We start from the raw sequence: 24,979 nt of genomic DNA on the forward strand, positions 1-24,979 counted from the left end.
CCCTTCCCGGGGCCACGAGCGCAACTCATGCGGACGTTGCGGTTCCGTAGTCCCGGGCAGCCTCCTCCTTCGATACGTAGCCTTCCGCGACGTCCGCTTCGATCGCCTCGATCGGGCGATCGCGCGGATCACCGAAGCCTCCACCCCCCGGCAACTCGAGCGTGATCTGCTCGCCAGGCCGGATGGTGGTCCTGCCCTTCGAAGGCAGGGGACGCCCGTCCTCGCCGCGCACGGCCCCGGGAGCGCCATCACGCCCGCCCTGGGTGCCGCGAGGCGCGAATCGCACCCGGTCGTACATGCCGGAGAGCGTTGCCGGGCCTTCCGACCTGACCTCGAAGCGGATCACCTGCCCGAGACCGCCCCGATGTCGTCCGGCCCCTCCAGAGTCCGGCCGCAACTCGCGCTGGCGAAGCACGACAGGCGACTCGGACTCGATCACTTCGGTGGCCACGTTCTGGATGCCGCTCGGGAACGAGGTCACCGACAGCCCGTCTTTCGTCCGGCGGGCCCCCATCCCTCCGCAGGAAAAGAACGCGAAGGAGAACGGCTCCTGCCCCGCCTTCATCCCCGATACCTGCGTGACCCACAGGCCGGCGGCGCTGTCGGCCGGAACCTTCTCCGGCAGCGCCTGCTCGAGGGCGCCGAATACCACGGTCGGCAGGAAGTGGCCGACGATGTGGCGGGCTGCGGTGGGCGCTGGATGAACGGGATTCAGCAGCGAGCCTCGCGGCGCCCGGACCTCGATCGGAAGGAAGCTTCCCTCGTTGTTCGGCACATCCGGCGCGACGACGCACTTCACCGCATACGACGAATAGGCGGTCGTGTAGGCCAGCGGCACGTTGATCCCGCGATCGACGCTCGGATCGGTCCCGTCGAAATCGACGACCAGGCGGTCGCCGTCCCGGAACACCGCCACCTGGATATGAAGCGGCTTCTCGAATCCGTCGTTCTCGCAGCCATAGTCGAACCGTCCGGCCGGGAAATCCCGGACGGCGGCCCGCACGGCCGCCTCCGACCTCGACACGATCTCGTCGGAAAGCGCCTCGATGTCGGCGAGTGCGAACTCGCCGAGCAGTTGGGCCAGTCTGCGGGCGGCCACCTCGCCGGCGGCCACCTGCGCGTAGAGATCGCCGATGACCTCCTTGGGCGTTCGCACGTTGGCCCGGATGAACCGGAAGACGTCCCGGTTCTCCTGCCCCCGCACCAGGAACTTGCAGAAGGGAACCTGAAGCCCCTCCTCGAACACGTTCCGCGCGTCGGCGGTCAGGCCGACGCCCCCCACGTCGACCATGTGGCAGCAACTCGCGAAGAAGCCGACGCACCGGCCCTCGTGGAAGGCGGGCGTGACGATGCACATGTCGTTGAGCTGTCCTGCGAGCTTGTAGGGATCGTTCGACAGCAGCACGTCGCCCGGCTCGATCGTGTCGAGCGGGAACTCCTCGAGGAAGAAGCGCATCCCCCTGGCCATCGTGTTCACGTGGCCGGGCGTGCCGGTTCTCGCCTGGGCGACCATGCGGCCCCTGCGGTCGAAGATCGCGGCCGACAAGTCGCCCGCCTCGCGCACGATCGTCGAGAAAGCCGTGCGCATCAGCACCTGCGCCTGCTCTTCCGCGAGCGCGAGAAGCCGATTCCAGAGGATCTCCAGAAGGTACGGAGGGAAGTTGCTTGCCATGGCCCGTTGCCCCTTTCCGTCAATGAACCAGGGTCACCTGGATGAGCCCGTCTTCACGCATCAGCGCGGTGGCATCCGGGCCGACCGTGACGGTCGCGTCGCCCAGCTCGATCAGCGCCGGCCCATGGATCGATTCCCCCGGCTCCATCGAAGGCCGGGGCACGACGAGCGTGTCCATGAACCCTCTGTCCGCGCCGAAGTAGACCAGCCGGCGCGACCGCGAGGCCGCCTTACCCGCCGCGGCGCCGGCTCTCAAGGGCAGATCCGGAACGGGTCCGCGCGCGCTGGCGCGCCAGGTCACGAAGTCGATCGGGGCGTCCGGGCCCTTGACCGCGTTCAGGCGCTCGTACTCGGCACGGAAGCGATCGAGCACCTCTTCGGCCGACACGTCCGGCCAGTCGAGCCCTTCCAGATCCACCTGGACCTCGTGGCCCTGCCCGCGATAGCGCATGTCCACGGAGCGAACCGCAACGATCGCTTCCGGCGGCACCCCGGCGTCGCGCACCTTGCGGCGGCAGTCCTCGATCATCTCGTCGAGGAAGGCGGCGATCTCGTCCCAGCGGGCCTCCGAGACGGGCACGCTCAGGCTTCGGGCCAGATCGAACGAAACCGGCGCGCACAGCATCCCGAACGCGGAGCCCACGCCCGCCTGCCACGGCACGACCAGCTCGCGAAGCCTCAGCGCCTTCGCGACCCCATAGGCGTGAGTGGGCCCGGCGCCGCCGAACGCGACCATCGCGTAGTCGGCCGGGGTGCGGCCGTGCTCCAGCAGGTGAACGCGCGCCGCCGAGGCCATGTTCTCGTTCACGACCTGATGCATGCCCCACGCGGCCTCCTCGACGCTCAGCCCGAGGGGTTCGGCGAGGTGCTGCGCGATGGCCCGCCGCGCCGCCTCCCGGTCGAGGCGCATCTTGCCGCCGAGGAAGCTCTCGGTCCCGATGTAGCCGAGCACCACGTCGGCGTCCGTGACGGTGGGAAGCGATCCCCCCAGGCCGTAGCAGGCCGGGCCGGGCTCGGACTCCGCGCTGTCCGGGCCCACCTTCAGGAGGCCCAGGCGGTCGATTCGCGCGATGCTTCCGCCCCCCGCCCCGATCTCGATCATGTCCACGGCGGGTATCTGGACGGGCAGCCCGCTGCCGTGCTTGAACCGGTAGACGTGCGCCACCTCGAGCTTCCGAGCAACGATCGGAGCGCCGTCGTCGACGATGAACGCCTTCGCCGTCGTGCCGCCCATGTCGAAGAAGAGCACCTTCTGCCGCTCGATCGCCCGCGCGATGTAGGCCGCTCCGATGGCCCCTGCCGCCGGGCCCGACTCGAGCAGCCGCACCGGGAACTGCGAGGCGGTCTCGGGAACCGCCGTCCCTCCGTTGGACTGCATCACGAGCAGGGCCCCGCGGACCTCCATCCGCTCGAGCTTCTCCCGCAGGGCCCGCAGGTAGGGCTCGACGATCGGCGCCACGTAGGCGTTGATCGCCGTCGTGGACGCGCGCTCGTACTCACGGATCTCCGGCGCGACCTCGGACGACAGCGACACGTGCATGCCTGGGGCCATCTCCAGGATGAGGTCGCGAAGCGCGCGCTCGTGCACCGGGTTCCGGAAGGCGTGAAGCAGGCAGATCGCGATCGCGTCCACCCCGTCGGCGAGAAGCGCGGCAATCTCGGCCCGCGCTTGCGCGAGGTCGATCGGCGTCTCCACCGTTCCGTCGGCGAGCACGCGTTCCCGGACCGGACGGCGGAGATGCCGGGGTATGACCGGCTGCGGCTTATCGATGTCGAGATCGTAGAGATCGAACCGGTGTTCGGTGCCGATCTCGATCGCGTCGCGAAAGCCTTCCGTGACGAGCAGCGCCGCGCGCGCGCCGCGGCGCTGGATGAGCGCATTGGTGACGAGCGTGGTGCCGTGCAGGACGCGCGCGATCTGCTCCGCCCGCACCTCGCCAGTGGCTATGAGCTGCTCGATTCCACGCGAGACGCTGCTCGTCGGGTCGTCGTGATTCGTGAGGACCTTCGCGGTCAGCGAACGCCCGGTCTCGACTTCGACCGCGAACAGGTCGGTGAAGGTGCCGCCGATATCGGTGCCGACGAAATACATTGCAGGCCCGTCCGCTATGCGAGGGAGATCGCGCCGAGGCGCTGGGGATCGGCGGCGATGAGGTCGATCTCGACGTCGATGCCCCGAAGCCCTGCCTGGACCAGGGTCCGCGCGGGCAGCGGCGAAGGCACCAGTCGCTCGTAGATCCGATTGAATTCGGGGATGTTCGCGAGGTCGGTCAGGTAGACGGTGACCTTCACGATGTGCTCCAGGCCGAGCCCGGCAGCTCGCAGGATGGCCTGCGCGTTCGCGAAGGTCTGCTCGACCTGCGCGACGAAGCCGGCGTCGATCGGCTGGTTCGTGACGGGCGAGAGGGGCCCCTGACCGGACACGAAGACCAGCGGGCCGACGATCACCGCCTGGGGAAAGGGCCCGCGCCCCTTGGGCGCCTGGTCGGTGCTGACCGTTCGCTTGAGTTCAGGCCGCATCTGCGACACCCTCGTCATCGGCCGGGACGGCCTCATAGGAGACGGCGATGTTCCCGATGTGCTGCCGCATCGCCTCGGCAGCCGCGTCGGGATCTCGCCGCTCCATCGCATCGAGCACGCGATCCATCTCGTGCAGCGACGCATCGACCCGGCCGGGCAGGACCGCGGTCGTGACCCGGACCCAGTGGATCTGGTCGCGCAGGTTCTGGAGGATCTGCGTGATCAGCGGGTTTCCCGCCACCCGGTAGACCAGACCGTGGAACAGGTCGTCGAGGTCGAGGAACTCGTCGAAATGCCCATCGACGCCCGAAGCCTTCAGGGATTCGAACTTCGCCCGCAGCAGCGCCAGTTCGTCGGGCGACACCCGCAGCGCCGCCACGCTTGCGGCGTGCGACTCCAGCAGGAGCCGCAACTCGCTCATGGCGGCGATCTCCTCCAGGGACAGTTTCCGGACGAAGGTCCCGCTCTGCGGCAGCACCCGCACCCAGCCATCCCGCTCGAGGCGCGCCAGCGCGCCCCGGATCGGCGACCGGCCGAGCCGGAGCTCTGCCGCAAGCTTCGTTTCGGAGAGCTTCTGTCCCGGTCGATACCGCAGTTCGAGGATCCCCTCCTTGATCTTGCGGTACGCCTCGGCGAGCCCCGTATGGGAGTGAGTCGTCATCTGAGTGACTAGTTAACTAGTTACTCAGACTCTAGTATCCTTCGACAAACCGGTCAAGCAACATTTCTCCCCGAGAAACCCATCGCCGACCCACGCCGAGGCCCGACCCCATGCGCAAGACAGTCCTCATCACGCACGCGATTCATCCGGACGCCATGAAGCTGCTGCAGAGCGAAGCCGAGGTCCAGGTGTTGTCCGACCCGTCGCCTGCAGGCCTCCTGAAGGAAATCCCTTCCGCCGACGCGCTGCTCGTGCGCATGCCGATCGCTCCCGATGCAATCCGCGCCGGCTCCCGCCTGCGCGTCGTCGCCAGGCACGGGGTCGGCCTCGACTACATTCCCGTGGACACCTGCACTGAACTCGGCATCCCGGTCGTGTTCACGCCGGACGCCAATACCGAATCGGTGGCCGAGCACGTGGTCGGCACGATGATCGCGCTCGGTCACCACATCGCCCGTGCCGACCGGGCAGTGCGGGCGGGCCGCTGGAGCGAGCGCGACACGCTTATGGGCATCGACCTTCGCGGACGCACCATCGGCATCGTCGGTATCGGCCGGATCGGGGCACGGGTCGCGGAAATCTGCCGCCTCGCATTCGGCATGCGCGTCCTCGGTCACGACCCGCACCTCGACGCCGAGACGATCCGGTCACGCGGCGCCGAGCCCCGCTCGCTCGGCGCCTTGCTGGCCGAATCCGACTTCGTGACCCTGCATACCCCGTCGACCAAGGAAACCAGGCACCTCCTGGATCGGCGCGCCATCGGGGCGATGAAGCACGGCGCCTTTCTGATCAATCACGCTCGAGGCGCGCTGGTCGACACCGCCGCGCTCACCGATGCGCTGAAGAGCGGTCACCTTGCAGGCGCCGCGGTGGACGTACTCGAAGTCGAGCCGCCTCCGTCCGACCTCGAGCTGCTGTCGCTGCCCAACGTGATCGTGACGCCGCACAGCGCCGCCCTGACCGACGAGGCGATGCGGCGGATGGGATGCGACGCCGGGGAGGACATCCTGCGGGTCCTGCGCGGGGAAAAGCCGCGCGCATGCGCGAACCCGAAGGTTCTGGGCTAGCAGCCCGGCGACGAATCCCGGATCAGGTCCGCCGCCCTCTCCGCCACCATCATCACCGGCAGGTACATGCCGGCGCGCACGATGACCGGGAAGGACGACGCGTCGACCACCCGGAGTCCCTCGACGCCGCGCACCCGACAAGCCTCGTCGAGCACCGCCATCGGATTTTCCGCCCGGCCCATACGGCAGGTGCAGCTCACGTGATGCGAGAGCCCGGTGTGCCGGCGCACGACCTGCCGCAGCGCGGCCTCGTCGTTCGCGAGTTCCACCACATCAACGATCGAGGCGCCCAGCCCGAATCGCCGAACCGACGGGATGTCCAGCAGGCACCTGGCGAGCCATGCCCGCCACCAGTTGGCGGCGGAACGGCGCGCCAGGCGACGCACCATTTTCCCGTCGGGCAGGAAGACCTGATTGCGCTCACGCGCCACCTCCGGGTCGGCCAGCACGTCGAGCGCGAAGCGCAATCCCGTCACCATCCGCTCGAAATCGCGCGGATCGTCGAGCAGCCCGAAGCGGATGCGCGGCATACCTGCCGGATCCGCGTCGTCGAGCTCCACGCTGCCGCGAGACAGCGGCTGGTAGAGCGCGACGCCCACCGCCCCGATGCGCTCGCCCAGCGGATGCCAGGCGGCCTTGCTGATCGAGACCAGCCCCATGTCGTGCGGCGCGCAGCCGGCCAGCCCCGACGAGAAGCGCAGGCAGTTCTGGCCGAGATCGCGCTGGCGCCGCGACTGCGCGCTCGATGCCGGCAGATGCACGGCGAGCTCGATCTTCGGGTGATTCTGCAGGCCCTGCCCGACGCCCGGAAGGTCGTGCACGACCGCGATGCCCATGGCCTGCAGGCGACGCCCCGGGCCGATGCCGGAACGCATCAGCAGCGCCGGGCTGAAGATTCCCCCGCAGGACACGATCGTTTCGCGAGCGCGCACGGTCGACACGCCGGACGCGTTCCGCGCCACCACGCCCCCGACACGGCGACCGTCGACGAGCAGCCGCTCGACCAGGGTGTCCGGAAGGATGCTCAGGTTCGGGCGGCGCCGCACCGCCTCGGTCAGGTAGGCGCTCGACGCCGACACCCGACGGTCGGGCAGGTTGGTCATCGGCAGCGCGCTCAGGCCGTCGCCGAAGTCGCCGTTGTAGTCGTCGATCCGAGGGTGCCCGCGGCGCAGCAGCGCGGCCCCGACCGCGCGGCTGAACGGCGCCCACTCCCGCTCCGGGTTGCGCCGGACCGCGACCGGACCCGCGTCGCCGTGGAGCGGTCCGTCGAAGTCGAGGTCCGTTTCGAGCTTCCTGAAGTACGGGAGGACGTCGCGCCATCCCCAGCCCGCCGCGCCCTGCTCGACCCAGGCGTCGTAGTCGCCGGGCTGGCCCCGGAATGCGATCGAACCGTTGATGTTGGTGCCGCCGCCCACGCCGAATCCCTGCAGGAAGTGCCGGGCGGCGCGCGGCTGGCCGTTGCCCGGATCGGCGCAAACCTCGGCCACCAGCGCCGGCCACGAGAAGGTCGGATTGCCGAAGGACACCGGCAGCGGATCGCGGATGTCCGGGTGCTCGCGGCCGGCCGGCGCATCGGGTCCGGCCTCGATCAGCAGCACCTTCGACTCGGGGTCCTCCGACAGCCGGCTCGCCAGCACGCAGCCGGCAGCGCCAGCGCCCACCACGACGAAGTCCCAGACGATGTCGCTCATCGGGGCAGCGTCAGAGTCCCGGCGCGATCGCCAGCACCGAGCAGCTCGCGGGCGTGATGCTGATCGGGAAGTGGTAGCGCGCGTCGGGGTCGGGCATCGCGAATCGCACGACCAGCGCCCGCATCACCGACGGCGCATCCGGAATCGGCCCCTGGCGCGCCAGGAATGCCGCGGTGGCGAACGCCAGTTCGTACTCGGCCTCGCGGTGCCCGGCGGCGACGCTCACGGTCTCGCTCAGGCGTCCGCCCTCGTCGGTGACGGTGCGGAACAGCGTGACGGCCTCCCCGGAAGGCAGGATCCGTCGCAGGACGACCTCGAGCCCGCCGGCGTGCCCGCCGCGCACCGCGTCGAGCGCATGACTTGAAATGACGGCCATGGCGTGCCTCACTCGATCGACGACTTGTCGCGCTTGCTGGTGACCGCGCCGATGATCGGCGTGATCACCCCCTTGGCCTTCACGTTCACGCAGGCAGGCTTTCCGCTCGCGAGCGCGCGCTCGATCGCGGGCCTCAGGTCCTCGAGCCGCTCGACGAGTTCGCCGTGCCCGCCCATCCCCTGCACCATGCTGTGGAAGGGGATGTCCCGGAAGTCGGTCGCGTAGTGCGAGCCGTCGGGGAACAGGCGCTCCTGCTGCTGCGAGATGCAGTCGAGCCCGCCGTTGTTGTCGATCACGACCACGATTGGCAGCCTCTCCTGGAACGCCAGCTCGAGCGACATGCCGCCGCACATGAAGGCGCCGTCGCCGCTGACCAGAACGACCCGCGCCTCCTGTTGCGTGTTCTTCACCGCCAGCGCCATCGACACGCCGACCCCCAGGATGCTGAAGCTGCCGGGGTGCAGGATTCCCGCCAGCCGCTTGCCCTGCGCCCCGTGGACCTTCACACCGATCTCGGCCCAGAAGTGGGTGTTGCCACCGTCGTAGACCAGCCAGTCCTTCTCGCCGAGGACCGACTGCACCGCCAGCGACAGCTGCAGCGGATGGATCCGGCCGTCGTCGCGGCTGTCGAGGTCCAGCTCCACGAGCGTCTTCTCGACCCACTCGTCGCGCCATCGCCGGTTCTGGTCGAGCCACTCGGTGCCGAGCGACCACCGCCCCCGCGACTTCAGGCCGGCGAGCGCCTCGAGGAAGGCGGCCGGATCGCTCAGCAGGGCTTCGTCGGCCGAGCGGTTGTACTCGAGCTCCTCGTGCGAGCCGTTCACGCACACCAGCTTCGTGGACTTCGGGAACAGCCCCGTGTTGCCGAAGTCCATCTGGTTGTCCAGCCGTCCTCCGACCAGGATCGCCACGTCGCAGGCCTGCAGGGCCGGCGCGGAAGGCGGGTACTGGTGGACGTCGGCCAGGCCCATGTACGCGCTCGCGTTCTCCGGGATCATCTTGCGGTGGCCCGGCATGTTCAGGATCGGAATGTTCAGCTCGCGGCCGGCGGCCTCGAGCAGGGACTCGGCGCCCGACCACCACACGCCGTGGCCGCCGATCAGGACCGGCCGCTTCGCACCGGCGATCAGCGCGAGCAGCGACTCGAGCCTCGCGGGCTCCGGCCAGGCACGGGGCACGGGCCTGGCGCCGCGGTCGAACGGACGCTCCTCGCGCCCGGCGTCCTCGGCGAACGACGAGAACATCACGTCGACCGGCACGCTCAGATGCACCGGCCCCGGATAGCCGCTCAGGGCGATCTGCCACGCCCGGTCGACGAACTCGCCGATGCGGTTGCCGTCGTCGACGCTCGCGCTGTACTTGGTGAAGGGCAGGGCCATGGCCACCGTGTCCACTTCCTTGAAGCCGCCTGCGCCGCGGCGCCGGAACGTGCTCGCCGAGGTCACGAAGATCACCGGCACGCGCTCGCCCCAGGCCTCCATCATCGCGCCGGCCGTGTTGGGGCTCTCGGGGCCCGCCAGGCAGACCGCCGGCTTGCGCGTGATGCGGGTGTGGGCGTCCGCCAGGAAACCGGCGACCTGCTCGTGCGGGCAGTTGACGACGCGCATCCCGCACTCCTTGAAGCCCTCGAGCGCGGGATTGCAGAAGCCTCCCGACAGCGTGAAGACGTGCTCGACCCCCTTCTCGCACAGCGCGCGGGCGAGCAGCTTGCCCCCCCTGATCTTTCTTTGCTCGGACACCGGCTCCCCTCCGTTGCGATCGATCGGCGGAACCGGCAGGCGCACTGCCCGCCGATCCGCTGGCCATTGTTCGCAAGGCCATGGCCGGCCGCCATCGCCGATCGGCCCGAAGTGTCCAAACCCTGACAGAGTCGCCGCGCTTCGCCGATCGGCCGCGGCCCGGCTCGCGCATAGTGAAGCCTCCCAAGCAGAACGCAGGAGACAGCATGAAACGCCCCATCTCCCCTCGCCGGAGCCGCGCGCGGCCCGACCTCTCGCGGCGCAGCCTGCTGGTGGCCGGCGCCGCCGGCCTGTCAGGGTTGCCGAGCGCGTGGGCCGCCGGCCAGCCGGACTTCCCGAGCAAGCCGGTGAACGTGATCGTGCCCTTCACGCCAGGCGGCGGCGCGGACATCGACGTGCGCCTGCTGACCCCGGGCATGGGCAAGTCGCTCGGGCAGCCGATCGTGGTGGAGAACGTCAGCGGCGCCGGCGGGACGATCGGCGTCCACAAGGGCACGCGCGCGCCCGCGGACGGCCACACGCTGTTCTACGGCTCGCCGAGCGAGACCGTGCTGATGCCGATGATCAAGCCGGAGCTGCCGTACCGGACCGAGGACCTGCTCGCGGTCGCGCTGTCGGGCTTCACGCCACTGGCCTTCTTCACCCGCCCAGACCATCCGGCGCGGGACATGGACCAGCTCGTCGACTACGCGGGACGCAACCCGGGCAAGGTCACCTTCGGCACCTCGGGCATCGGGTCCTTCCAGCACCTAGCCACCGAGCTGGTCAAGAGCAGGACGGGCACCTTCATGCTGCACATTCCCTACCGCGGCGGCGCGGGGGTGGTCGCCGACGTGATGGGCGGGCAGCTGGACTTCGGCGTGGTGGTCGTGCCGGTCGTTGCAGGACTGTCAGCGCAGGGGCGGGTCAAGGTGCTGGGCGTCTCGTCGCCCGAGCGCTCGGCGGTCGTGCCGAACGCGCCGGCCTTTGGGGAGAGCAAGGCCCTCGCGGGCCTGGACCTGCAGACCTGGGGCATGTTCTTCGCGCCCAAGGGCGTGCCGGAGCCGGCGCTGCGCCGGCTCAACGCCGCGATCGCGGCAGCGGCCCAGGCGCCCGCAGTGATCGAGCAGCGCAGGAAGATGGGCACCGTGGCGGCAAGGCCGATGGACCCCGAGCAGGCGCAGGCCTTCCTGCTGGCCCAGCGGGACCTGTACCGGCCGGTCGTCGGCCGCATCAAGTTCGAATGAGGCAACGCCCCGGCGCCCGCGAGGGCGAGGCCGCGCGGCTCAGCCGTTCGCGCAGGCCTTCAGGGCGTCCAGGTCCGTGATCGTGATCCGCGAGTAGGACATCCTGATGCAGTCGCGCGCCTGCAGTTCACCGATCGCCGCGTTGGCCCGCTGCCTGCTGATGCCAAGCATGTCGGCCAGGTCGGCCTGCGAGATCCTGACGTCGAGCAGCACCTCGCTCGCGCGCGGCAGGCCGTAGAGTCCGGTCCAGCTCAGCAGCAGCCTGGCCAGCCGCGCCTCGACCGGCAGCGAAGGGTCGGCGGCCAGGCGGTCGTAGAGAACGCGGCTTCGGAACGCGAGCTGGCTCTCGCAGGCGCGCACGATCTCGGGGTGCCGGGCCCGCATGGTCATCACCACGGCGCGCGGGATCATCATCACCCTGCAGGCCTCGCGCGCCTTCAGGTCGGTGACGTGGCCGCCGCCGTCGAGCAGCCCGATGAAGCCCACCAGGTCGCCCACCTGCAGGTAGCTCACCAGCAGCCGATTGCCGTCGTGGCGCGTGATGCTCGACTCGAGCGAGCCCTCGATCAGGATGCCGAGCGCGTCGAACGAGCCGCCCCGCCGGGTCAGGTACTCGCCCTTGTCCAGCGTTCGCACCTGGCCGGCCTCGATCAGCGCGTCGAGCACGCCGGGCGGACAGTCCCGGAAACCCAGCGCGCGGCCGAGCAGGGCGCGCGACAGGGTGATCAGCGAAGAAGAAGATTCGCTCGGGGCCGCCATGGAGCGGCAGTGTACAGCGCGGGTAGCACTAGCCGATGTCCTTGGTGAAGTAGTGCAGGTAGGGCCGGAGCATCGGTTGATCGATGTACGTCGTCGTTTCGATCGGCCCCTTCACCTCAACGAAGCCGAGCTTCGGATAGAGGCTGCGCATCTCGACATTGGGCGTCAGCGTATCCGCGACCAAGCGCTTCAGGCCCATCTTCCGCGCCGCTGCCTCGCGAGCCTCGATCAGGCGACGGCCGGTGCCGGTGCCCCGCGCGAGGTCGGTCACGAAGACCCGCTTCAACTCCCCCGTGTCCTGGTCGAGACGCTTCAGCATCCCGCAGCCGACGATCCGGCCGGCGTCGTCGCGCGCCACGACCAGACAGCCATTCGGGGGCAGATAGTCGCTCGAATTCGCCCAGAACTCCGCGAGAGCGCTTTGCGGCGCGGCAAGATCGATCTCGAAACCCATGGCCCGCATCCGCTGGACGATGAGTTCGTAGTACTGGGCCAGGATGTCGTTGAGCTCATCTCTTGGCGGCAGGCGGTCGCACAAGACGATGTCGATGTTCTTCATCGTTTCCCGCTCCTTTCGACATTGGGTTGACGGGCACATCCGAGTCGGTGTGAGCAGGCGGTCGTCAGGCTCCCTGGCTGTTGACTGCCGGCAGCGGAGGTCATCCGACGACTGTCAGTGCAGGGCCGTCACGGTTTTTCGATTTGCCCACCGAGAGCGGCGAACGCAGTGCCGATGCGGTTGATTTCCCCCAATGCGCGACGGTGGGTGGCCACATTTTCAGAGTCCCAGCCGAAGCCGCCGAACCTGCACCAGGTCCAGGTGCTTTCGGCGACGGTGAAATTCACCGATCGGTAGCGGCCGCCCGTACCGGTGACGAGAAGCCTCAGCTTGCCATAGGGAAAGGTCTGGCCGTTGCGGAGCGTCATCGAACCGTTGTTGATTGCGCCGCACCTCTCTCCTGCGTCCACAGGCGTCGCGACCAGCCCGGCAGGCGCCTTCCAGTTCTGCAGAAAGGACAAGGCCACTTCAGTCGGCATTTCACCGATCGCACTCGTGTCCGGTCTGACGGGGAGTGTGGGGTCACACCCAGCGAGCAGGCTGCAAAACAGGGCGGCGGTGGCAATCGTATGTTTCATGGCTGAGTCTTCGAGTTTCTCGCGGGTGAAGGCACGCTGGTGATGGGCGTGGAGAGCAAGACGACGGTTGCGGCCCGACATGTCCTTTCGAGGGGTATCGTCGCATTCCAGTCTCCGGCAAGGCCATGCATCCATCAACCCCGAGGGCCGCCGGCCTGCGGCACGCGTTGCGGCTCGAGATACCGGCGGCAGTCGTCACCTTCATTGCTCTTGGCGGCGCAGCGTTGCCGGTTTTCGCGTTCGATTTCGTCAGCGTGCTGCCGGAGCTTGCCTTTCATCTGTGGAACGGCGCCCGCTTCCGGCATGGTCCCGGGGAATCCTGAACACAGTCGTCGCACCAGAAGGGCGGGAGGCTGTCCGTCAGGCTTCCTCTCGAAAGCGCGATATTCCTCGCGCGGAATCTGCACGGCACCGTCTTGCAACTGAAGCACCGCAACGCGCTCGTTCTCCCCCTTCAGCTGCCAGTCGAAATCGATGTTGCGCCCATCGGCACACTGTGCGCGACCGCGCCGCGGCCCCTGGCCTTCAATGCCGCTGCCGTCGGATGGGCAACGATAGCTGCCATCCGGACCGAATTCGATGCGCGTATACGGGCCCGTGCAGGCGCCAAGGTCGATGTCGACATTATCCGGAACGGTATAACTGTTGACGTAACGCTCTCCTGGAGAAAAGTGCCTCCCCTGGCGGAAATGCTTGGGCGGCTTGCAGGGATAGGCCGTCCCGCCGCGGTGACACCAGAAGACATAAGTGCGCACCGCGCAGTTGTTCACCAGGACCTTGCGTGTCTTGCCTTGCCGGGCAGGATCGCTTTCGGAGACGAGCCGTATGCAATCCTTCATGTCGCCGGCGAATGCGTCCGAAGACGTCGCCGCATATACAGTCGCCAATGTCATCAGGGCCAACAGGGCAGTCGATACGCTGCGGTTCATGGCGCGGCGCCGGCTTGAGCGGTGCGTGGATGGAGCAGACGAAGGCATTTGATGATGATATCCACGCAAGACAATGTTTCTCTTGCGGCAGAAGATAGACGGCTCATTTGCGACTGGAAAGTGCCGCGGTCGATACGTCCTGAAGCTCGACACCATCGATATTCAGGCCGTTGATCCGAATCCGGTTTCCGTTCCTGAGAACCGTCACGACGAATGGATTGACGAGTCCGGGGGCACCTGCACCGGGTCCGGTCCCGGCGGCGCGGCTGGCGAGTCCCATCAGAGCGGCCTTGTTTCGGACCTTGAACTCGCGGTTCGCTTCGGGGACGAGCACGCTCACGACGACATCGTCGGCTTCCAGACCGCTCTGCGCGCCGCCGGATCCCGAGGCGACACTGACGACTCTGACCACAGTCGGGCCGAGCCCGGATATCGTCGACATCGTTTGATCGGACGGGCCCGCAGCCGCCGCAGCCGGCCCCCGGTACACCACGATGCCGGGGCCGAGCGCCGCCGAGTCCGCGGCGGTGGCCGAGAGTTCGTTGCCGGTGAGCTTGCCCGGTTTGAGGTCAATGCGCACTCCCGCCGGCGTCAATGCATACAGGGTAGGACCGGCGAGCGCGTCAGCGCCATCATCAACGCTCACCACTGCGTATCCCCACTCGGTATTCACGCGCTTGATCTCTCCCACGCGCACGGATGCCGCGAGCATCGCGGCATGTGCAGCCTCGCGCTGCCGACGGGCTTCCTCTGCGCGACGTGCGGCAGCCTCCCGCGCCTCCTTCCGCTCGAGGATGTTCGACAGCATGGCAATCGCCGGCTTGTAGTTGCGGGCCCTCGGGCCGGCGCCCTCGACGTAACGCTTGAGCGCCGCCTCGGCCTCTTCCGCCTTGCCGAGCGCGTTGAAGGCGTTGCCCTCGAAGAAATCGAACTCCGGGTTGAGCGGGCGGTTCATCGCGCGGGCATCGGCGATCAGCTTGAGCGTCAGTGGGTGATTCTCGACCTTGATGGCTTCCACCAGTCGATGCTTGATGACGTCGAGTTGAACGTCGGCGGATACATCCTGCGCAAGCAGGTTCGGAGAGGCGGCAACCAGGATGACAGCGGCTGCCAGCGCCACTCGCTGCGGCCCGCGAATCAGCAGATCCGTGATCTTCATGTGCAGGGAGTTCCGGAAATTTCCAATCGACATTCAGACTGCGTCCAACATGAAAAACACCGGCGACTCCGCGTGCCAGCGCCGCATCGGCTACCGGATGCTGCGGCAGGTCGGATCGCCGCAAGCGCTGCTGCACTGGGCCCGGGCGGAATCCATCGATTCGGCCTTGTTGCAGGCGTAGGCCTCGATGAAGCGCTTCTTGGCGGCCAGGCATGCCTGGCTGAGATAGGTGATGACATGCACCACGGCGTTGCGTGTCGTCACCTCCCCTTCGAAATGGGTCAGCCTGTTCCGTACCTGACAGTCGGGCCTGAACTCTTCACGCTGCACGTTGGACAGCGCGTTCACCGGCTCGGCCGACGGGGGCCTGATCGCGCTGTTGGCAGGGTTGGCGGCGATTTCACCCGGATTGAATCCCGGTACGGCTGCTGCCGGAGAGGCGTTCAATGCCGCGGCCACCGCGGGCGGCGGCGGGGTATTGTTCAGCTTGCCCTGCGCAATGAGTTGCTGCCGGCCGGCCTCGCTGCGCTGTACCGACTCGCGGTAAAGCCGTTGCCCCTCGGTCATGCGTTGCGGCTGCGAGGCCAGTGCCAGGCGGTTCTGCTCCTCGATCTCGGCGAGTCGCTGATTCATGCCCTGGTTCATCGCGGCGGAGTATTCCGCAAAACCCGCACCCGCATTGCCGCGTGCAATATTGGCGCCGAGCCGGCCCGCCATCTCTCCTGCGTTCTGGAGGCCGGCGCGATGGCCTGCGACGCCGAGAACGGTGCCGGCGACGAGGCCGGCTATCAGGCGGCCACTGCGCGACGATTCGGCCTCTGCCTGACGGCGGCGTTCCGCTTCCGCAAGGCGCTGGTCGACCTGCTGATGCGACTGCGAGACTTCGAACAGCAGCTTGTTCTGCATGGACTGCTGCTCTATCAGTCCATTGCGCAGGCTTTCCGCATGCGCGACGTAAGCCTTTCGCTCACGCTCCCGGTCACGCAAGCTGAGCGCGTCGCCCAGGGCGTCATCGATCCGGGAGCCCGAACCTGCGCTGGCAACCGGCGAAGCACCGGCTGGACCCGGTTCCAGCGCCGCTTCCACGCTGTCCGGGCGCGGCGCAGCTGCGGTGGTGGCGGGGTGCAGCGGCGCTGCATGCGTGGCTGCCGTGCTCCCCAGCAATGCGTCGACATCCAGGCCCGCAACGGCCGGGCCCGGACCTGATGACGGAGGGGTGGCGGGCGCGGCGACAGGTGGCGGCGCATCCAGCAGGCCACCGACATCGATGGCCGGTCGGCTATCGCCGGCAGCCTGACCGGCTGGCGCGGAAGAGGTTACCCGGCCGTCGAGACTGCCATTCTGTCCGTTCTGGCTGTAGCGGATCCGGTACGACCAACTGAAGGGTCGGCTGGAGTCGTCGGCGAGCGCCAGCCTCTTGAGGGTCTTTTGCGGAATGGCATCCAGATAAATGTAGCCCCGAATCGCGTCGCCCGCCGAGCCGCTTCGCAGATTGGCGTGGGACAGGATTTCGAGCCCGTCGATGCGCATGCCTGCCTCGCTTGCCGACACAGACAGTTCGTGCGCGGCCTGCATCGACACCCCGTGCAAGGGCGGGGCTGGAGCCTGGAGTTCGACGACCTGCACAATCAGCCCGCCCCGCTGCTCACGGGCAATGATCTGGCCGGCCTGTGCAGTCAGGCAAGACAGCACGGATGCCATCGCGACCCCCAGGGCGAAAGCACGGAGGACCGCATGCGTCGACTGCCCTATCAATCGATACCCCAATTCACGGTCTGCACGACACGTTCGACACTTCGTCTGGACACCTGCCAGCGATTCCTGAAGACGGACATCGCTCGATCAATGCGGCAATGAATCGAACAGAAGCACATGACCGGTGCTCCTGCAACCCGCCCGTCGACCGAAGCTACTGAATGGCCTTTTCATCGGCAACATGTCCGGCGGCCTCACTCGACAAACGGCCGCATTTGCCAGTCATCCGGGGGCTTGATTGACAATATTCTAGTCAAGCTCCAGTCCGCTCTGCGACGCCCTGACCTGTCCCAGCTCTTCGAACCACTGAATCCTGGAAAGACGGCTCTTCTTCGCGAAGAAAGAGCCGATGAGAAAGAGCCGATTCACCGAGGAGCAGATGGTCGCCATCCTCCGGGAAGCCGAGAAGTCGACCGTCGCCGCGGCGGCCAAGCGCAACAAGGTCAGCGAGCAGGCGATCTACGCCTGGCGATCCTGAAGTGGCTCACCGAGAACAAGGTGGAGACCGCCCACATCGATCCGGGACTTGTCCGAGAGGCGCAAGAAAGTCGAAGACGATCTATTCTCGCTGTCGACGCTTCTCGGACGTTGAACTGCTCAGGCTCGACGGGCGCCAACTACGCGAAGCTGCCTTGCATGAGGCGTTGCCCGAACGACAACGTGCGACCCTCGAGCGACGTTGACCGCGCTGAGTTCATCGCTCCCGATGCAGTCGCTCGGGTGCCCTGATCCATTTCGCCGGACGATTGAAGGTCTCTTCGTGCCATGCGTTCCGGTCACACGGCTTCCAGCGGCATTCTCACGGACAATCAACGCGGCGGCGGCAGATCCTCGCCAAGCAGGCGCCGGCCGAGCCAGCCGGACATGCGCCCGACCTGGCCGAGCCAGCCGAACCTGTGCCCGGCATCCATGCCGTCTCGACTGCCGACGCGGATCGGCTTGACCTCGGCCAGGGGGCTGGCGCGCCGGGCCACCTCGAACGAGAACACGTAGAACGGCTCCTGGCCCATCCGCAGGTCGGTGATCGTCAGCCGACCGTCGTGCTCGCGCATGCGGAAGAAGCCCCTGCTGATCCAGGCGACGCTGGCCACGGCTGGGATTGCTGCAGTCTCCGCGTACAGCGCGGCATCGCGGGAGAACCGGTCGAAGCGGATGTCGCGGCCGCGATCCAGCAACGAATAGAACCCCTCATCGTAGCCGTCCGGGTACATGGCTACGACCCGCCACAGCACCGTGTTGAACGGCGCTGGCGTGACCAGTACGCGCTCGGGCCGCATGCCGCGCTCGGCCAGCTGCTCGCGCACGATGCCGGTGACATGCGTCTGCGCGAGCAAGGCCCAGCCCAGGTAGGCGGTCGAGAGCGCGAGACCGATCCGGTTCCAGCGCAATCGGCCCGGGCCGCGCGCGAGCAGCGCCGCCGCGATCCCGAAAAGCAGCGGCAACGTGTACAGCGGATCGACGATGAAGACGCTGCCCAAGCCGAACGGGTGATTGCTGAACGGCAGCGCGAGCTGCGTGCCGTACACCGTGGTCGCATCGAGCAGCGCATGCGTGACGAGCACCAGCCAAACCGCGCCCCACCAGCGCGCGAAGCGCTCGGTGAACCGCGGCCCAGCGCGATCGACGCCGGCGACTGCTGCGGCGATGAACGGTGAGGCCACGCTCTGCCAGAAGATCGAGTGCGTCTCGGCGCGGTGCATCGTCATGTTGCTGACCGCGTCGCCGTAGTCGACCAGGGCGTCTAGATCGGGCAGCGTGCCGACGACGCCGCCCAGGAGCGCAGCCTTCCAGGGCGCCGTGCGCCGACCCATCGCGGCCAGCCCGACCGCGGCTCCGAGCGCGAACTGTGATACAGAGTCCATGACTCAGCAGACTACAGCCTACGGACCGCCGACGTGCGAACCTCGATTACCGCTCCGCGGCGCGAGCCCGATCGGCACATCTCGGTCATCGATACGCGTTGGCGAAGGGCGGCTTCCTGGCCTCTCATCGAGCGAGGCGCATAGGGGGCATATGCAACGCGCTCATCCGAAGGTGGTCGCACGAAGGCGGTCATTTACAGGTACGCAGTGCTCGCCAGAAGTCGCCAATGCCGACCTTTCCGGTGCACCGCGTCTCTACCGCGGGATGGCGATCGCCGTGCAGCGCAGCGCACCGAGGCGCTATCCGCCGCGCCGGTGCGACAGAGTCCAGAGCGCAAGCGCGATTGTCAGACCCACCAGTACGAAGAGCGTAACGCGCGGCGCATCGCCCTGGGCGGGATTGGTCAGACCGTTCATCGCGAGGAACGCGAGGTTCAGGCCCAGATAGGCGGCGACCGCCGCGAAACCGGCGCTGCGGACGCGCGCAACACCCGATAGCGACCACACGGCCCAACCGCCGATGATCACGTTCGACAGGATGCGGATCAACTCGGCCTGGCCCGTTGCGACATGCACTGCGACATCGATTAGCTGAATGACGACGACGCCAAGGCCGAAAAGCAAGCCGGTCTTGCTGCTGGTGGTTTCCATGCCCTCCCTCCATTCGACCGGCAATTCCCGGTTGGCCGGATGCTGGCGAGCTTACCTGAAGCCTGCAGTGGGTGTGACGTGTCCACCCAAGCCAGTCTGAGTTGGCGCGTGTTTGGCACGTATCCGATCGTCTGAATCGCCGCGGTCAGCGTTAGCCGAGACTCCCGGCAGTCAGTCCAAGGATCGCTTCGCTGAAACGACAGGCACTCGCGTGCTGTCGCGGAGGCCTACTGCGCGCTGCTTTTCCGACCGTCGACTTGCTGTCCCACGAGCCCCATCAAGAGGCTGACTTCGGCGGCTTCGCATCGACGGCCGGCAGTCGATCAGCCTTCCCCCGCCACCGCGTCGCCCCAGGGCGTGTAGACCTCGGTGCAACCGCTGTTGATGCCCCCGCCCCGGGCGACGCCTGCCGGACAGGCATAGGCGTACGGATAGACGTGGCGGCGCGCGGTGCTGGTCGGCAGCGTTGCCGCCAGCGCCTCGAGCGTTTCCGCCGGCAGCGTCGGGTCGGCGATGATCTCGTCGCCGCCGCTGACATCGATGCGCGGCTGGTGAAACGCGGCTTCGAGGTCCATGCCGTGGTTCGTCATGAACGAGACCAACTGCATGACCGAGCCGAGGATCTTCCTGCCGCCCGATGCGCCGACGGCGAACTCGCGGCCATCGGCGGTTCGCCCGATCACCGGACAGTAGTTCGTCAGGCAGCGCTTGCCGGGCGCGAGTGAATTCGGCTTGCCCGGCTCGGGGTCGAACCACATGATGCCGTTGTTCAGCAGCAGGCCGGTGGACGGCGACGTGACCTTCGAGCCGAAGATCGACAACAGGGTCTGCGTCACCGCGCACAGGTTGCCCTGCGCGTCGACGACACTGAAATGCGTGGTGCAGCCCGGACTCGCCGGCGACTCATGGTCGCCCATGCTGGCGAGCCGATCGTCGAACGCCTCGTCGAGGGCGAGCGCCATCGCGCGATAGGCCGCGGCATCGGGCGGCCCGTCGTTCAGCTGCGCGCGGTTCAGGTTGCCCAGGGCGCGCAGGAAAGTGGGGCCGCCCGTCAGGTCCGGCGCCGCGAACACTTCCCCCTTGCTCCAGGCCATGTGCAGGGGCTCGACCATCGACGCCCGGTAGCCGGCCAGGTCATCGAGGCTCAGGCAGCCGCCCTTGGCGCGCACGTCGTCGACCAGGGCCCGCGCGATGCTGCCGCGATAGAACTCCGCGGGGCCCGCCTCGGCCAGGGTCTCGAGCGTGCGCGCCAGCGCCGATTGATCGAGCCGCTTCTGCTCCACCGCGGTCCAGCCGCCGACGATCGGCCACTTACCGTCCTGCAGGAAGCAGGCCGCGGTGTCCGGATCTTCGGACAGCGCCTGCGCATTGGCGCCGGTCAGCAAGGCCGAATACCAGTCGACCAGCATGCCCTCGCGAGCCAGCTGCGCCGCGGGCTCGACGAGCCGCCGCCAGGCGAAGGTTCCGAAGGCCTGGTGCGCCATCTCCAGCCCGGCCACCATGCCGGGCACCGCCACCGCGGTGGCGCCCTTCACGTTTCGATCACCGACAACGTGCGGCCACGGGAACAGGTCCGACGAGACCGCCTGACCGCTCAGCGGGTAATCGGCCGGATCCAGTTCGGCCGGCGCCCGCATCCCGAAGTTCACCACATACGCCTTCCGCTCCCTGGCGCGCCACAGCACCATGCAGCCGCCGGCGGCGAGACCGCTCATCCAGGGTTCCACCACGCCGAGGGCCAGCGAGGTGGCGATCGCCGCGTCGACCGCGTCGCCGCCCTGGTGCAGGATGCGGGCGCCCACGCGGGCCGCAACGACGTGCTGGGCGGCGACGACTCCGGCGGCCGATCGAACCGCTGGCTTGCGGACCTGTTGCGAGATGGAGAAGTTGTCGAGCATGCTGGGAGCTAAGTGCCAGTGGTGAAGGGGGCGGCCTCTGCGCCGACGCGAGCGGCTCGGTCTTGCGCGCGGGAATTTGGAATTCAAGCACGGCGCGCCACATTCGGGACGGATCGGTGCGTCGGAATCGACATTCGAACCGCCACGTATGCCCAGAGAAGCTCGGAAAGGCCGTTCTCGAGTTCCGCCGTGTCGAGGGCCGCACCGCCCCCGTCATCGGAGAAGATCGGACCGGTGTCTCCGTAAGCTCCCCTAGCCGGTGGACATTCGGAAGTAGACTTTTCTGGCAGTGTGACGTCGGAGGAAGTCCGATGAAGAGGACGAAGTTCAGCGAATCGCAGATCGTGGCGATTCTTCAGGGACGCGACGCGGACGTGCCGTTGACAGCGGGGAAGATGCCGGCAGGCGAGACGTATATAAGGATCTCGCTGCTCGACCGCCCGAACCAGCCCAGTCGGCGACCGCTCCCGAACTCGCGGGGTATCGACCGACACGCGTAAGCGTCGTCGGATGCTCGACAGACCCGTTCAGCCCTAGAATCGGCTAATGTCGAACGGGCGTATGTCGACCTCGGGCTCATCACCCGCTACGAGCGCTGCGATGATCTCGCCCGTGGGTGCGGCCGCCGTGAGCCCGACATGCCCATGCCCGAAAGCGAAGTACACGTTGGGCACGCGCGGCGCCCGACCAACGACGGGCAAGGAATCCGGCAGCGAGGGCCGATGCCCCATCCAGCGCTCGAGCTTGCCGAAGGCCAGATCAGGAAACAGGTTCCGACTCAGCGCAACGAGTGCGTCGGCGCGACTGTAGTTCGGCGGTGCGTCGAGGCCAGCGAGCTCGACGGTCCCGGCTATCCTCAGCCCGCCTTCCATCGGGGTGCAGAAGTACTTCCCCTCTCCCGACATCACAGGCACCTTTGGCACGACCGTGGGCGCCGACAGCATCACGTGGTAGCCGCGCTCGGTCTCGAGGGGCACGACGTGCCCAAGGGCTTTAGCGAGCTCGCCAGAATGGGCGCCGGCGGCGATCACCACGTGATCGGTATCGATCTGGCCGGCATCGGTCAGGACACGATTGGCCCGCCCCTCGCGATGCTCGAATCCAAGGGCTTTCCCCGCGAAGAAACGTGCGCCGCCGGCATGCAAGACCGCGGCGAGCGCCTGTGAGAGGCGAAGCGGATTGGGGCAATGACCTTGTTCGGGAAGCACGACCAGATGAGTGACCGCCTTCGACAGCGCGGGCTCGAACTCCCGGACCTCGCCGCCAGTCAGTACCTCGATCGATACCCCTCGCGCGCGCCTCAGCTCCCTGCCGAGCCCGTCTCCCAGGAAGGCCGACTCGCTCCGATAGGCAAACGCGTAGCCGTTCTGGACGACCAGCTCCGGAACGCCGGCCCGCTGGGCCAGGGGCACCCAGGCGTCGATGCTGCGGTCGAGCAAGGGGTGCAGCGCGTCGGCGATCCGATTGACCTGGTCCAGGGAACTCGCCTTGTGCAGGCGCCACAACCATGGCGCGATGCGCGCTGCGTAGCGCCACGGGATCGAAAGCGGGCCGAGCGGATCCGCCAGCCAGCCCGGCACCTTCTTCCAGGCCCCGGGCAAGCCGAGCGGCACACATGAGGCGCGACTGAAACAACCGGCATTACCGAGCGAGCAGTACTCCCCGGGCGGCCGGGGATCGACAAGCGTTACCGCATAGCCTCGGGCCTGCAGTTGAAGGGCGCAAGCGAGGCCGACGACGCCCGCCCCGACGATGCAGACCCGCTGCGCCATGTCGCCCGGCCGATCACTCATGTCGCCCAATCAGTCGAGCTTCGTGCCCGATACGTCGGCGACCATCTTCCACTTCTTGTTCTCGGCTTCGAGGAAGGTCTTGAACTCCTCTGGCGTGTTGCCGACCACGTCGAAGCCCATCTCGCCAAAACGCTTGCGCACGTCAGGCATGGCCAGGATCGACACGATTTCCCGGTTCAAACGCTCCATCACCGGCTTCGGCGTTCCTGCCGGTGCCGCGATCCCGAACCATTGGACCGCCTCGTAGCCGGGCACTCCCGACTCGCCGACCGTCGGCAATTGCGTCTGGGTCGTCGAACGCTTCGGATTCGTGACCGCTAGCGCCGTGACCTTGCCGGTCTTCACGTGCGGCAGGAAGGCCACGGCCGTGCCGAAGGCCATATCCACCTGGCCACCAATCAGGTCGACAACCATCTGCGCGTCGCCGCGATACGGAACATGATTCAGGTCGACCTTCGCCATGGACTTGAAGTACTCGCCAAGCAGGTGCGAGATCGAGCCGTTTCCGCCAGACGCGAAGGTCAGTTTGCCGGGGTTGGCTTTCGCGTAGTCCAGCAACTCGGGAACCGTCTTGATCGGCAGGCTGGAGCGCACGACGATCATGATGTCCGCCGTACCAAGCAGCGTGATCGGGCTGAGATCCCGGACCGGCTGGTACGGAAGCTTCGTGTAGACGTGCGGGGCGATCGCCATGGTGCTGGCCGTGCCGACCAGCAGCGTATAGCCGTCCGCGGGCGACTTGGCGACATAGTCGGAGCCCAACGCCCCTCCGACTCCGGCACGGTTCTCGACGATCACCGGCTGGCCGAGCTTTGGCGCCAATCTCTCGGCGATCAGGCGGGCCACCGTGTCGGTCGAGCCGCCAGCAGTGAACGGCACCACCATGCTCACCGTCTTCGACGGCCAATTCTGGGCGTTCGCCGGCGCGGCAAACGTGGATGCGAGCCCGAGGGCAAGCAGGGCGACAAGGAATCCACGCTTCATTTCCAGACCTCCTTCAGTACACGGATGAAGTTTCCACCCAGGATCTTCGTGATCGTCTGCCGGCTGTAGCCTCGTCCCAGCATGGCGGCCGCGACGTTCTCGAGCTCCGATCTGTGTGCGAAGCCTTTCATCCCGAGGTTCTCGAACTTCGTGCCTCGAGTGACCTCCGGGTAGTACCACGGCGTCGCCCAGTTGACCTTCGTCTTGCCATCGAACCAATCCGTCGCGAAGCTCACGTGATCGTCCCCGACCACAGCGAGCGCGTGATCGAAATGATCGAGGAAATCGTCGAGGGTCGGCTGGCGGTCGGACCGAATGAACGGGGCGTACGTCGTGATTCCGACGACGCCTCCCTTGGCAGCGACCGCCTTGAGTTGCTCGTCGGTCACGCAACGCGGGTTGTCCGTGATTGCGCGCATCGCAGTGTGCGAGATCACTATCGGCTTCATGGAGTGCTCGACCGCATCGAGCGTCGTTCGCACGCCAACGTGGGAGCAGTCGATCAACAGTCCGAGTCGATTGCACTCGCGCACAACCTGCATCCCGAAGTGAGTCAACCCGCGGTTCTCCGGCTCCAGGCAGCCGTCGCCGAGGAGATTGCGCTCCATGTAGGTAAGCTGAAATGAGCGCAAGCCCAGCTTGTGCAGGAGCCTGAGGCGCTCGCGCTGCGAACCAATGCAACTCGGGCTCTGGATGCCGAGGATCACCCCCAACTGCCCGTTCTTCTTTGCCTCGAAGATGTCCTCGACTCGCTCGACGTGTCGAACCTTCGGGCTCATCTCGAAATTCAGCAGGTTCTCGTAGATCGCAAGCTGAGCCTGCTCCCAGGTGGGGTTGTAGTTGGGCTCGGAGACGAGGGTGACGTGCAGCACGTTCCAGCCCCAGCCAACCAGGCTTTCCTCGTACGTCGAGCCCGGGGGCGCGGCTGGCGTGGGATGAACCACGGCACCACCGAGGCCGTCGAGGACTATCGCGTCGCCGAGGATCTCACGCGCACTCTGTGTCTTGGGTTCCGCCATTCCGCCAACTCGCTTTTCGTGGGAGTCGGACCAGTCTAGAGAGCGGATCCATTAATCACAAATTTAACTTTATTGCCAGAG

Annotated in this window: 21 protein-coding genes and 1 pseudogene; 3 read left to right on the forward strand and 19 right to left on the reverse strand. The window is 67.3% G+C overall.

The genetic code is table 11. The features are described from left to right. Positions 1-25: 25 nt before the first annotated feature. From M6I34_RS07995 to M6I34_RS08010, 4 genes are read right to left on the reverse strand one after another with little or no spacing between them, the layout of a single operon-like run. The gene (locus tag M6I34_RS07995) at positions 26-1,672 is read right to left on the reverse strand and encodes a hydantoinase B/oxoprolinase family protein (protein ID WP_272485168.1); all 1,647 of its coding nucleotides are present in this window, start codon (positions 1,670-1,672) and stop codon (positions 26-28) included. Positions 1,673-1,691: 19 nt separating this feature from the next. Continuing rightward, positions 1,692-3,764, reverse strand: coding sequence for a hydantoinase/oxoprolinase family protein (locus M6I34_RS08000; protein WP_272485169.1), 2,073 nt, complete (start codon positions 3,762-3,764; stop codon positions 1,692-1,694). Positions 3,765-3,778: 14 nt separating this feature from the next. Continuing rightward, a complete protein-coding gene (locus M6I34_RS08005) occupies positions 3,779-4,192 on the reverse strand; it encodes a RidA family protein (protein ID WP_272485170.1) in 414 nt (137 codons plus the stop codon). Further along, positions 4,182-4,853 (reverse strand): GntR family transcriptional regulator, encoded by a 672-nt coding sequence (locus M6I34_RS08010; RefSeq protein ID WP_272485171.1) that lies wholly within the window; start codon positions 4,851-4,853, stop codon positions 4,182-4,184. The genes M6I34_RS08005 and M6I34_RS08010 overlap by 11 nt, the downstream gene beginning before the upstream one ends. A 110-nt stretch (positions 4,854-4,963) precedes the next feature. Between M6I34_RS08010 and M6I34_RS08015 the strand changes: the two genes are divergently transcribed. Further along, entirely contained in the window at positions 4,964-5,920 is a 957-nt protein-coding gene (locus M6I34_RS08015; RefSeq protein ID WP_272485172.1) for a hydroxyacid dehydrogenase, read from the forward strand. Here M6I34_RS08015 and M6I34_RS08020 read toward each other — a convergent pair. The 3 genes from M6I34_RS08020 to M6I34_RS08030 are packed head-to-tail and all read right to left on the reverse strand — an operon-like array spanning position 5,917 to position 9,726. After that, positions 5,917-7,611 (reverse strand): GMC family oxidoreductase, encoded by a 1,695-nt coding sequence (locus M6I34_RS08020; protein WP_272485173.1) that lies wholly within the window; start codon positions 7,609-7,611, stop codon positions 5,917-5,919. The genes M6I34_RS08015 and M6I34_RS08020 overlap by 4 nt on opposite strands. Positions 7,612-7,621: 10 nt before the next feature. Continuing rightward, the gene (locus M6I34_RS08025) at positions 7,622-7,987 is read right to left on the reverse strand and encodes a hydroxyisourate hydrolase (protein ID WP_272485174.1); all 366 of its coding nucleotides are present in this window, start codon (positions 7,985-7,987) and stop codon (positions 7,622-7,624) included. Positions 7,988-7,995: 8 nt separating this feature from the next. Then, positions 7,996-9,726, reverse strand: coding sequence for a thiamine pyrophosphate-binding protein (locus M6I34_RS08030; protein WP_272485175.1), 1,731 nt, complete (start codon positions 9,724-9,726; stop codon positions 7,996-7,998). Between the two features lie 206 nt (positions 9,727-9,932). On the opposite strand from M6I34_RS08030, the gene M6I34_RS08035 reads away from it, so the two are divergent. Continuing rightward, positions 9,933-10,952 (forward strand): Bug family tripartite tricarboxylate transporter substrate binding protein, encoded by a 1,020-nt coding sequence (locus M6I34_RS08035; RefSeq protein ID WP_272485176.1) that lies wholly within the window; start codon positions 9,933-9,935, stop codon positions 10,950-10,952. 39 nt (positions 10,953-10,991) lie between these two features. On the opposite strand, the gene M6I34_RS08040 is transcribed toward M6I34_RS08035, so the two are convergent. From M6I34_RS08040 to M6I34_RS08065, 6 genes are all read right to left on the reverse strand, one after another. Continuing rightward, on the reverse strand, positions 10,992-11,711 hold the full coding sequence (locus tag M6I34_RS08040) for a Crp/Fnr family transcriptional regulator (RefSeq protein WP_272485177.1): 720 nt from the start codon (positions 11,709-11,711) through the stop codon (positions 10,992-10,994). Positions 11,712-11,739: 28 nt separating this feature from the next. Beyond that, positions 11,740-12,270, reverse strand: a complete 531-nt coding sequence (locus M6I34_RS08045; RefSeq protein ID WP_272485178.1) for a GNAT family N-acetyltransferase — start codon at positions 12,268-12,270, stop codon at positions 11,740-11,742. Between the two features lie 128 nt (positions 12,271-12,398). After that, entirely contained in the window at positions 12,399-12,929 is a 531-nt protein-coding gene (locus M6I34_RS08050) for a hypothetical protein (RefSeq protein WP_272485179.1), read from the reverse strand. A gap of 53 nt (positions 12,930-12,982) precedes the next feature. Next, the gene (locus M6I34_RS08055; RefSeq protein ID WP_272485180.1) at positions 12,983-13,777 is read right to left on the reverse strand and encodes a hypothetical protein; all 795 of its coding nucleotides are present in this window, start codon (positions 13,775-13,777) and stop codon (positions 12,983-12,985) included. A gap of 103 nt (positions 13,778-13,880) precedes the next feature. Next, positions 13,881-14,936, reverse strand: a complete 1,056-nt coding sequence (locus M6I34_RS08060; RefSeq protein WP_272485181.1) for a hypothetical protein — start codon at positions 14,934-14,936, stop codon at positions 13,881-13,883. A 90-nt stretch (positions 14,937-15,026) separates the two neighbouring features. Beyond that, a complete protein-coding gene (locus M6I34_RS08065; protein ID WP_272485182.1) occupies positions 15,027-16,637 on the reverse strand; it encodes a hypothetical protein in 1,611 nt (536 codons plus the stop codon). A 403-nt stretch (positions 16,638-17,040) separates the two neighbouring features. Here M6I34_RS08065 and M6I34_RS08070 point away from each other — a divergent pair. Next, positions 17,041-17,163 (forward strand): annotated as a pseudogene (locus tag M6I34_RS08070) (transposase); the annotation flags it as partial. A 337-nt stretch (positions 17,164-17,500) separates the two neighbouring features. Here the strand turns inward: M6I34_RS08070 and M6I34_RS08075 are convergent. From M6I34_RS08075 to M6I34_RS08100, 6 genes are all read right to left on the reverse strand, one after another. Then, positions 17,501-18,553 (reverse strand): metal-dependent hydrolase, encoded by a 1,053-nt coding sequence (locus M6I34_RS08075; RefSeq protein ID WP_272485183.1) that lies wholly within the window; start codon positions 18,551-18,553, stop codon positions 17,501-17,503. Between the two features lie 300 nt (positions 18,554-18,853). Further along, positions 18,854-19,204: a hypothetical protein gene (locus tag M6I34_RS08080; protein ID WP_272485184.1), complete on the reverse strand. Its 351-nt coding sequence runs from the start codon at positions 19,202-19,204 to the stop codon at positions 18,854-18,856. A 323-nt stretch (positions 19,205-19,527) separates the two neighbouring features. Beyond that, positions 19,528-21,102: a gamma-glutamyltransferase family protein gene (locus tag M6I34_RS08085; RefSeq protein WP_272485185.1), complete on the reverse strand. Its 1,575-nt coding sequence runs from the start codon at positions 21,100-21,102 to the stop codon at positions 19,528-19,530. A 533-nt stretch (positions 21,103-21,635) separates the two neighbouring features. Further along, positions 21,636-22,895 carry an NAD(P)/FAD-dependent oxidoreductase gene (locus M6I34_RS08090; RefSeq protein ID WP_272485186.1) on the reverse strand — a complete coding sequence of 420 codons (1,260 nt, stop codon included), beginning with the start codon at positions 22,893-22,895 and terminating at the stop codon, positions 21,636-21,638. 9 nt (positions 22,896-22,904) lie between these two features. Then, positions 22,905-23,879, reverse strand: a complete 975-nt coding sequence (locus M6I34_RS08095) for a Bug family tripartite tricarboxylate transporter substrate binding protein (protein ID WP_272485187.1) — start codon at positions 23,877-23,879, stop codon at positions 22,905-22,907. After that, the gene (locus tag M6I34_RS08100; protein WP_272485188.1) at positions 23,876-24,898 is read right to left on the reverse strand and encodes a dipeptidase; all 1,023 of its coding nucleotides are present in this window, start codon (positions 24,896-24,898) and stop codon (positions 23,876-23,878) included. Before M6I34_RS08100 ends, M6I34_RS08095 begins: the two co-directional genes overlap by 4 nt. Positions 24,899-24,979: the final 81 nt, after the last annotated feature.

Origin of the sequence: Zeimonas sediminis, from assembly GCF_023721795.1 — a bacterium.
GTDB lineage: Bacteria > Pseudomonadota > Gammaproteobacteria > Burkholderiales > Burkholderiaceae_E > Zeimonas > Zeimonas sediminis.

Bases quoted from the DNA above. Each gene is read 5' to 3' on its own strand.
- M6I34_RS08035 (WP_272485176.1), top strand. From the start codon at position 9,933: ATGAAACGCCCCATCTCCCCTCGCCGGAGCCGCGCGCGGCCCGACCTC.
- M6I34_RS08065 (WP_272485182.1), bottom strand. From the start codon at position 16,637: ATGGCATCCGTGCTGTCTTGCCTGACTGCACAGGCCGGCCAGATCATT.
- M6I34_RS08045 (WP_272485178.1), bottom strand. From the start codon at position 12,270: ATGAAGAACATCGACATCGTCTTGTGCGACCGCCTGCCGCCAAGAGAT.
- M6I34_RS08000 (WP_272485169.1), bottom strand. From the start codon at position 3,764: ATGTATTTCGTCGGCACCGATATCGGCGGCACCTTCACCGACCTGTTC.
- M6I34_RS08060 (WP_272485181.1), bottom strand. From the start codon at position 14,936: ATGAAGATCACGGATCTGCTGATTCGCGGGCCGCAGCGAGTGGCGCTG.
- M6I34_RS08025 (WP_272485174.1), bottom strand. From the start codon at position 7,987: ATGGCCGTCATTTCAAGTCATGCGCTCGACGCGGTGCGCGGCGGGCAC.
- M6I34_RS08100 (WP_272485188.1), bottom strand. From the start codon at position 24,898: ATGGCGGAACCCAAGACACAGAGTGCGCGTGAGATCCTCGGCGACGCG.
- M6I34_RS08050 (WP_272485179.1), bottom strand. From the start codon at position 12,929: ATGTCGGGCCGCAACCGTCGTCTTGCTCTCCACGCCCATCACCAGCGT.
- M6I34_RS08015 (WP_272485172.1), top strand. From the start codon at position 4,964: ATGCGCAAGACAGTCCTCATCACGCACGCGATTCATCCGGACGCCATG.
- M6I34_RS08020 (WP_272485173.1), bottom strand. From the start codon at position 7,611: ATGAGCGACATCGTCTGGGACTTCGTCGTGGTGGGCGCTGGCGCTGCC.
- M6I34_RS08005 (WP_272485170.1), bottom strand. From the start codon at position 4,192: ATGCGGCCTGAACTCAAGCGAACGGTCAGCACCGACCAGGCGCCCAAG.
- M6I34_RS08010 (WP_272485171.1), bottom strand. From the start codon at position 4,853: ATGACGACTCACTCCCATACGGGGCTCGCCGAGGCGTACCGCAAGATC.
- M6I34_RS08040 (WP_272485177.1), bottom strand. From the start codon at position 11,711: ATGGCGGCCCCGAGCGAATCTTCTTCTTCGCTGATCACCCTGTCGCGC.
- M6I34_RS08085 (WP_272485185.1), bottom strand. From the start codon at position 21,102: ATGCTCGACAACTTCTCCATCTCGCAACAGGTCCGCAAGCCAGCGGTT.
- M6I34_RS08055 (WP_272485180.1), bottom strand. From the start codon at position 13,777: ATGAACCGCAGCGTATCGACTGCCCTGTTGGCCCTGATGACATTGGCG.
- M6I34_RS07995 (WP_272485168.1), bottom strand. From the start codon at position 1,672: ATGGCAAGCAACTTCCCTCCGTACCTTCTGGAGATCCTCTGGAATCGG.
- M6I34_RS08075 (WP_272485183.1), bottom strand. From the start codon at position 18,553: ATGGACTCTGTATCACAGTTCGCGCTCGGAGCCGCGGTCGGGCTGGCC.
- M6I34_RS08095 (WP_272485187.1), bottom strand. From the start codon at position 23,879: ATGAAGCGTGGATTCCTTGTCGCCCTGCTTGCCCTCGGGCTCGCATCC.
- M6I34_RS08090 (WP_272485186.1), bottom strand. From the start codon at position 22,895: ATGAGTGATCGGCCGGGCGACATGGCGCAGCGGGTCTGCATCGTCGGG.
- M6I34_RS08080 (WP_272485184.1), bottom strand. From the start codon at position 19,204: ATGGAAACCACCAGCAGCAAGACCGGCTTGCTTTTCGGCCTTGGCGTC.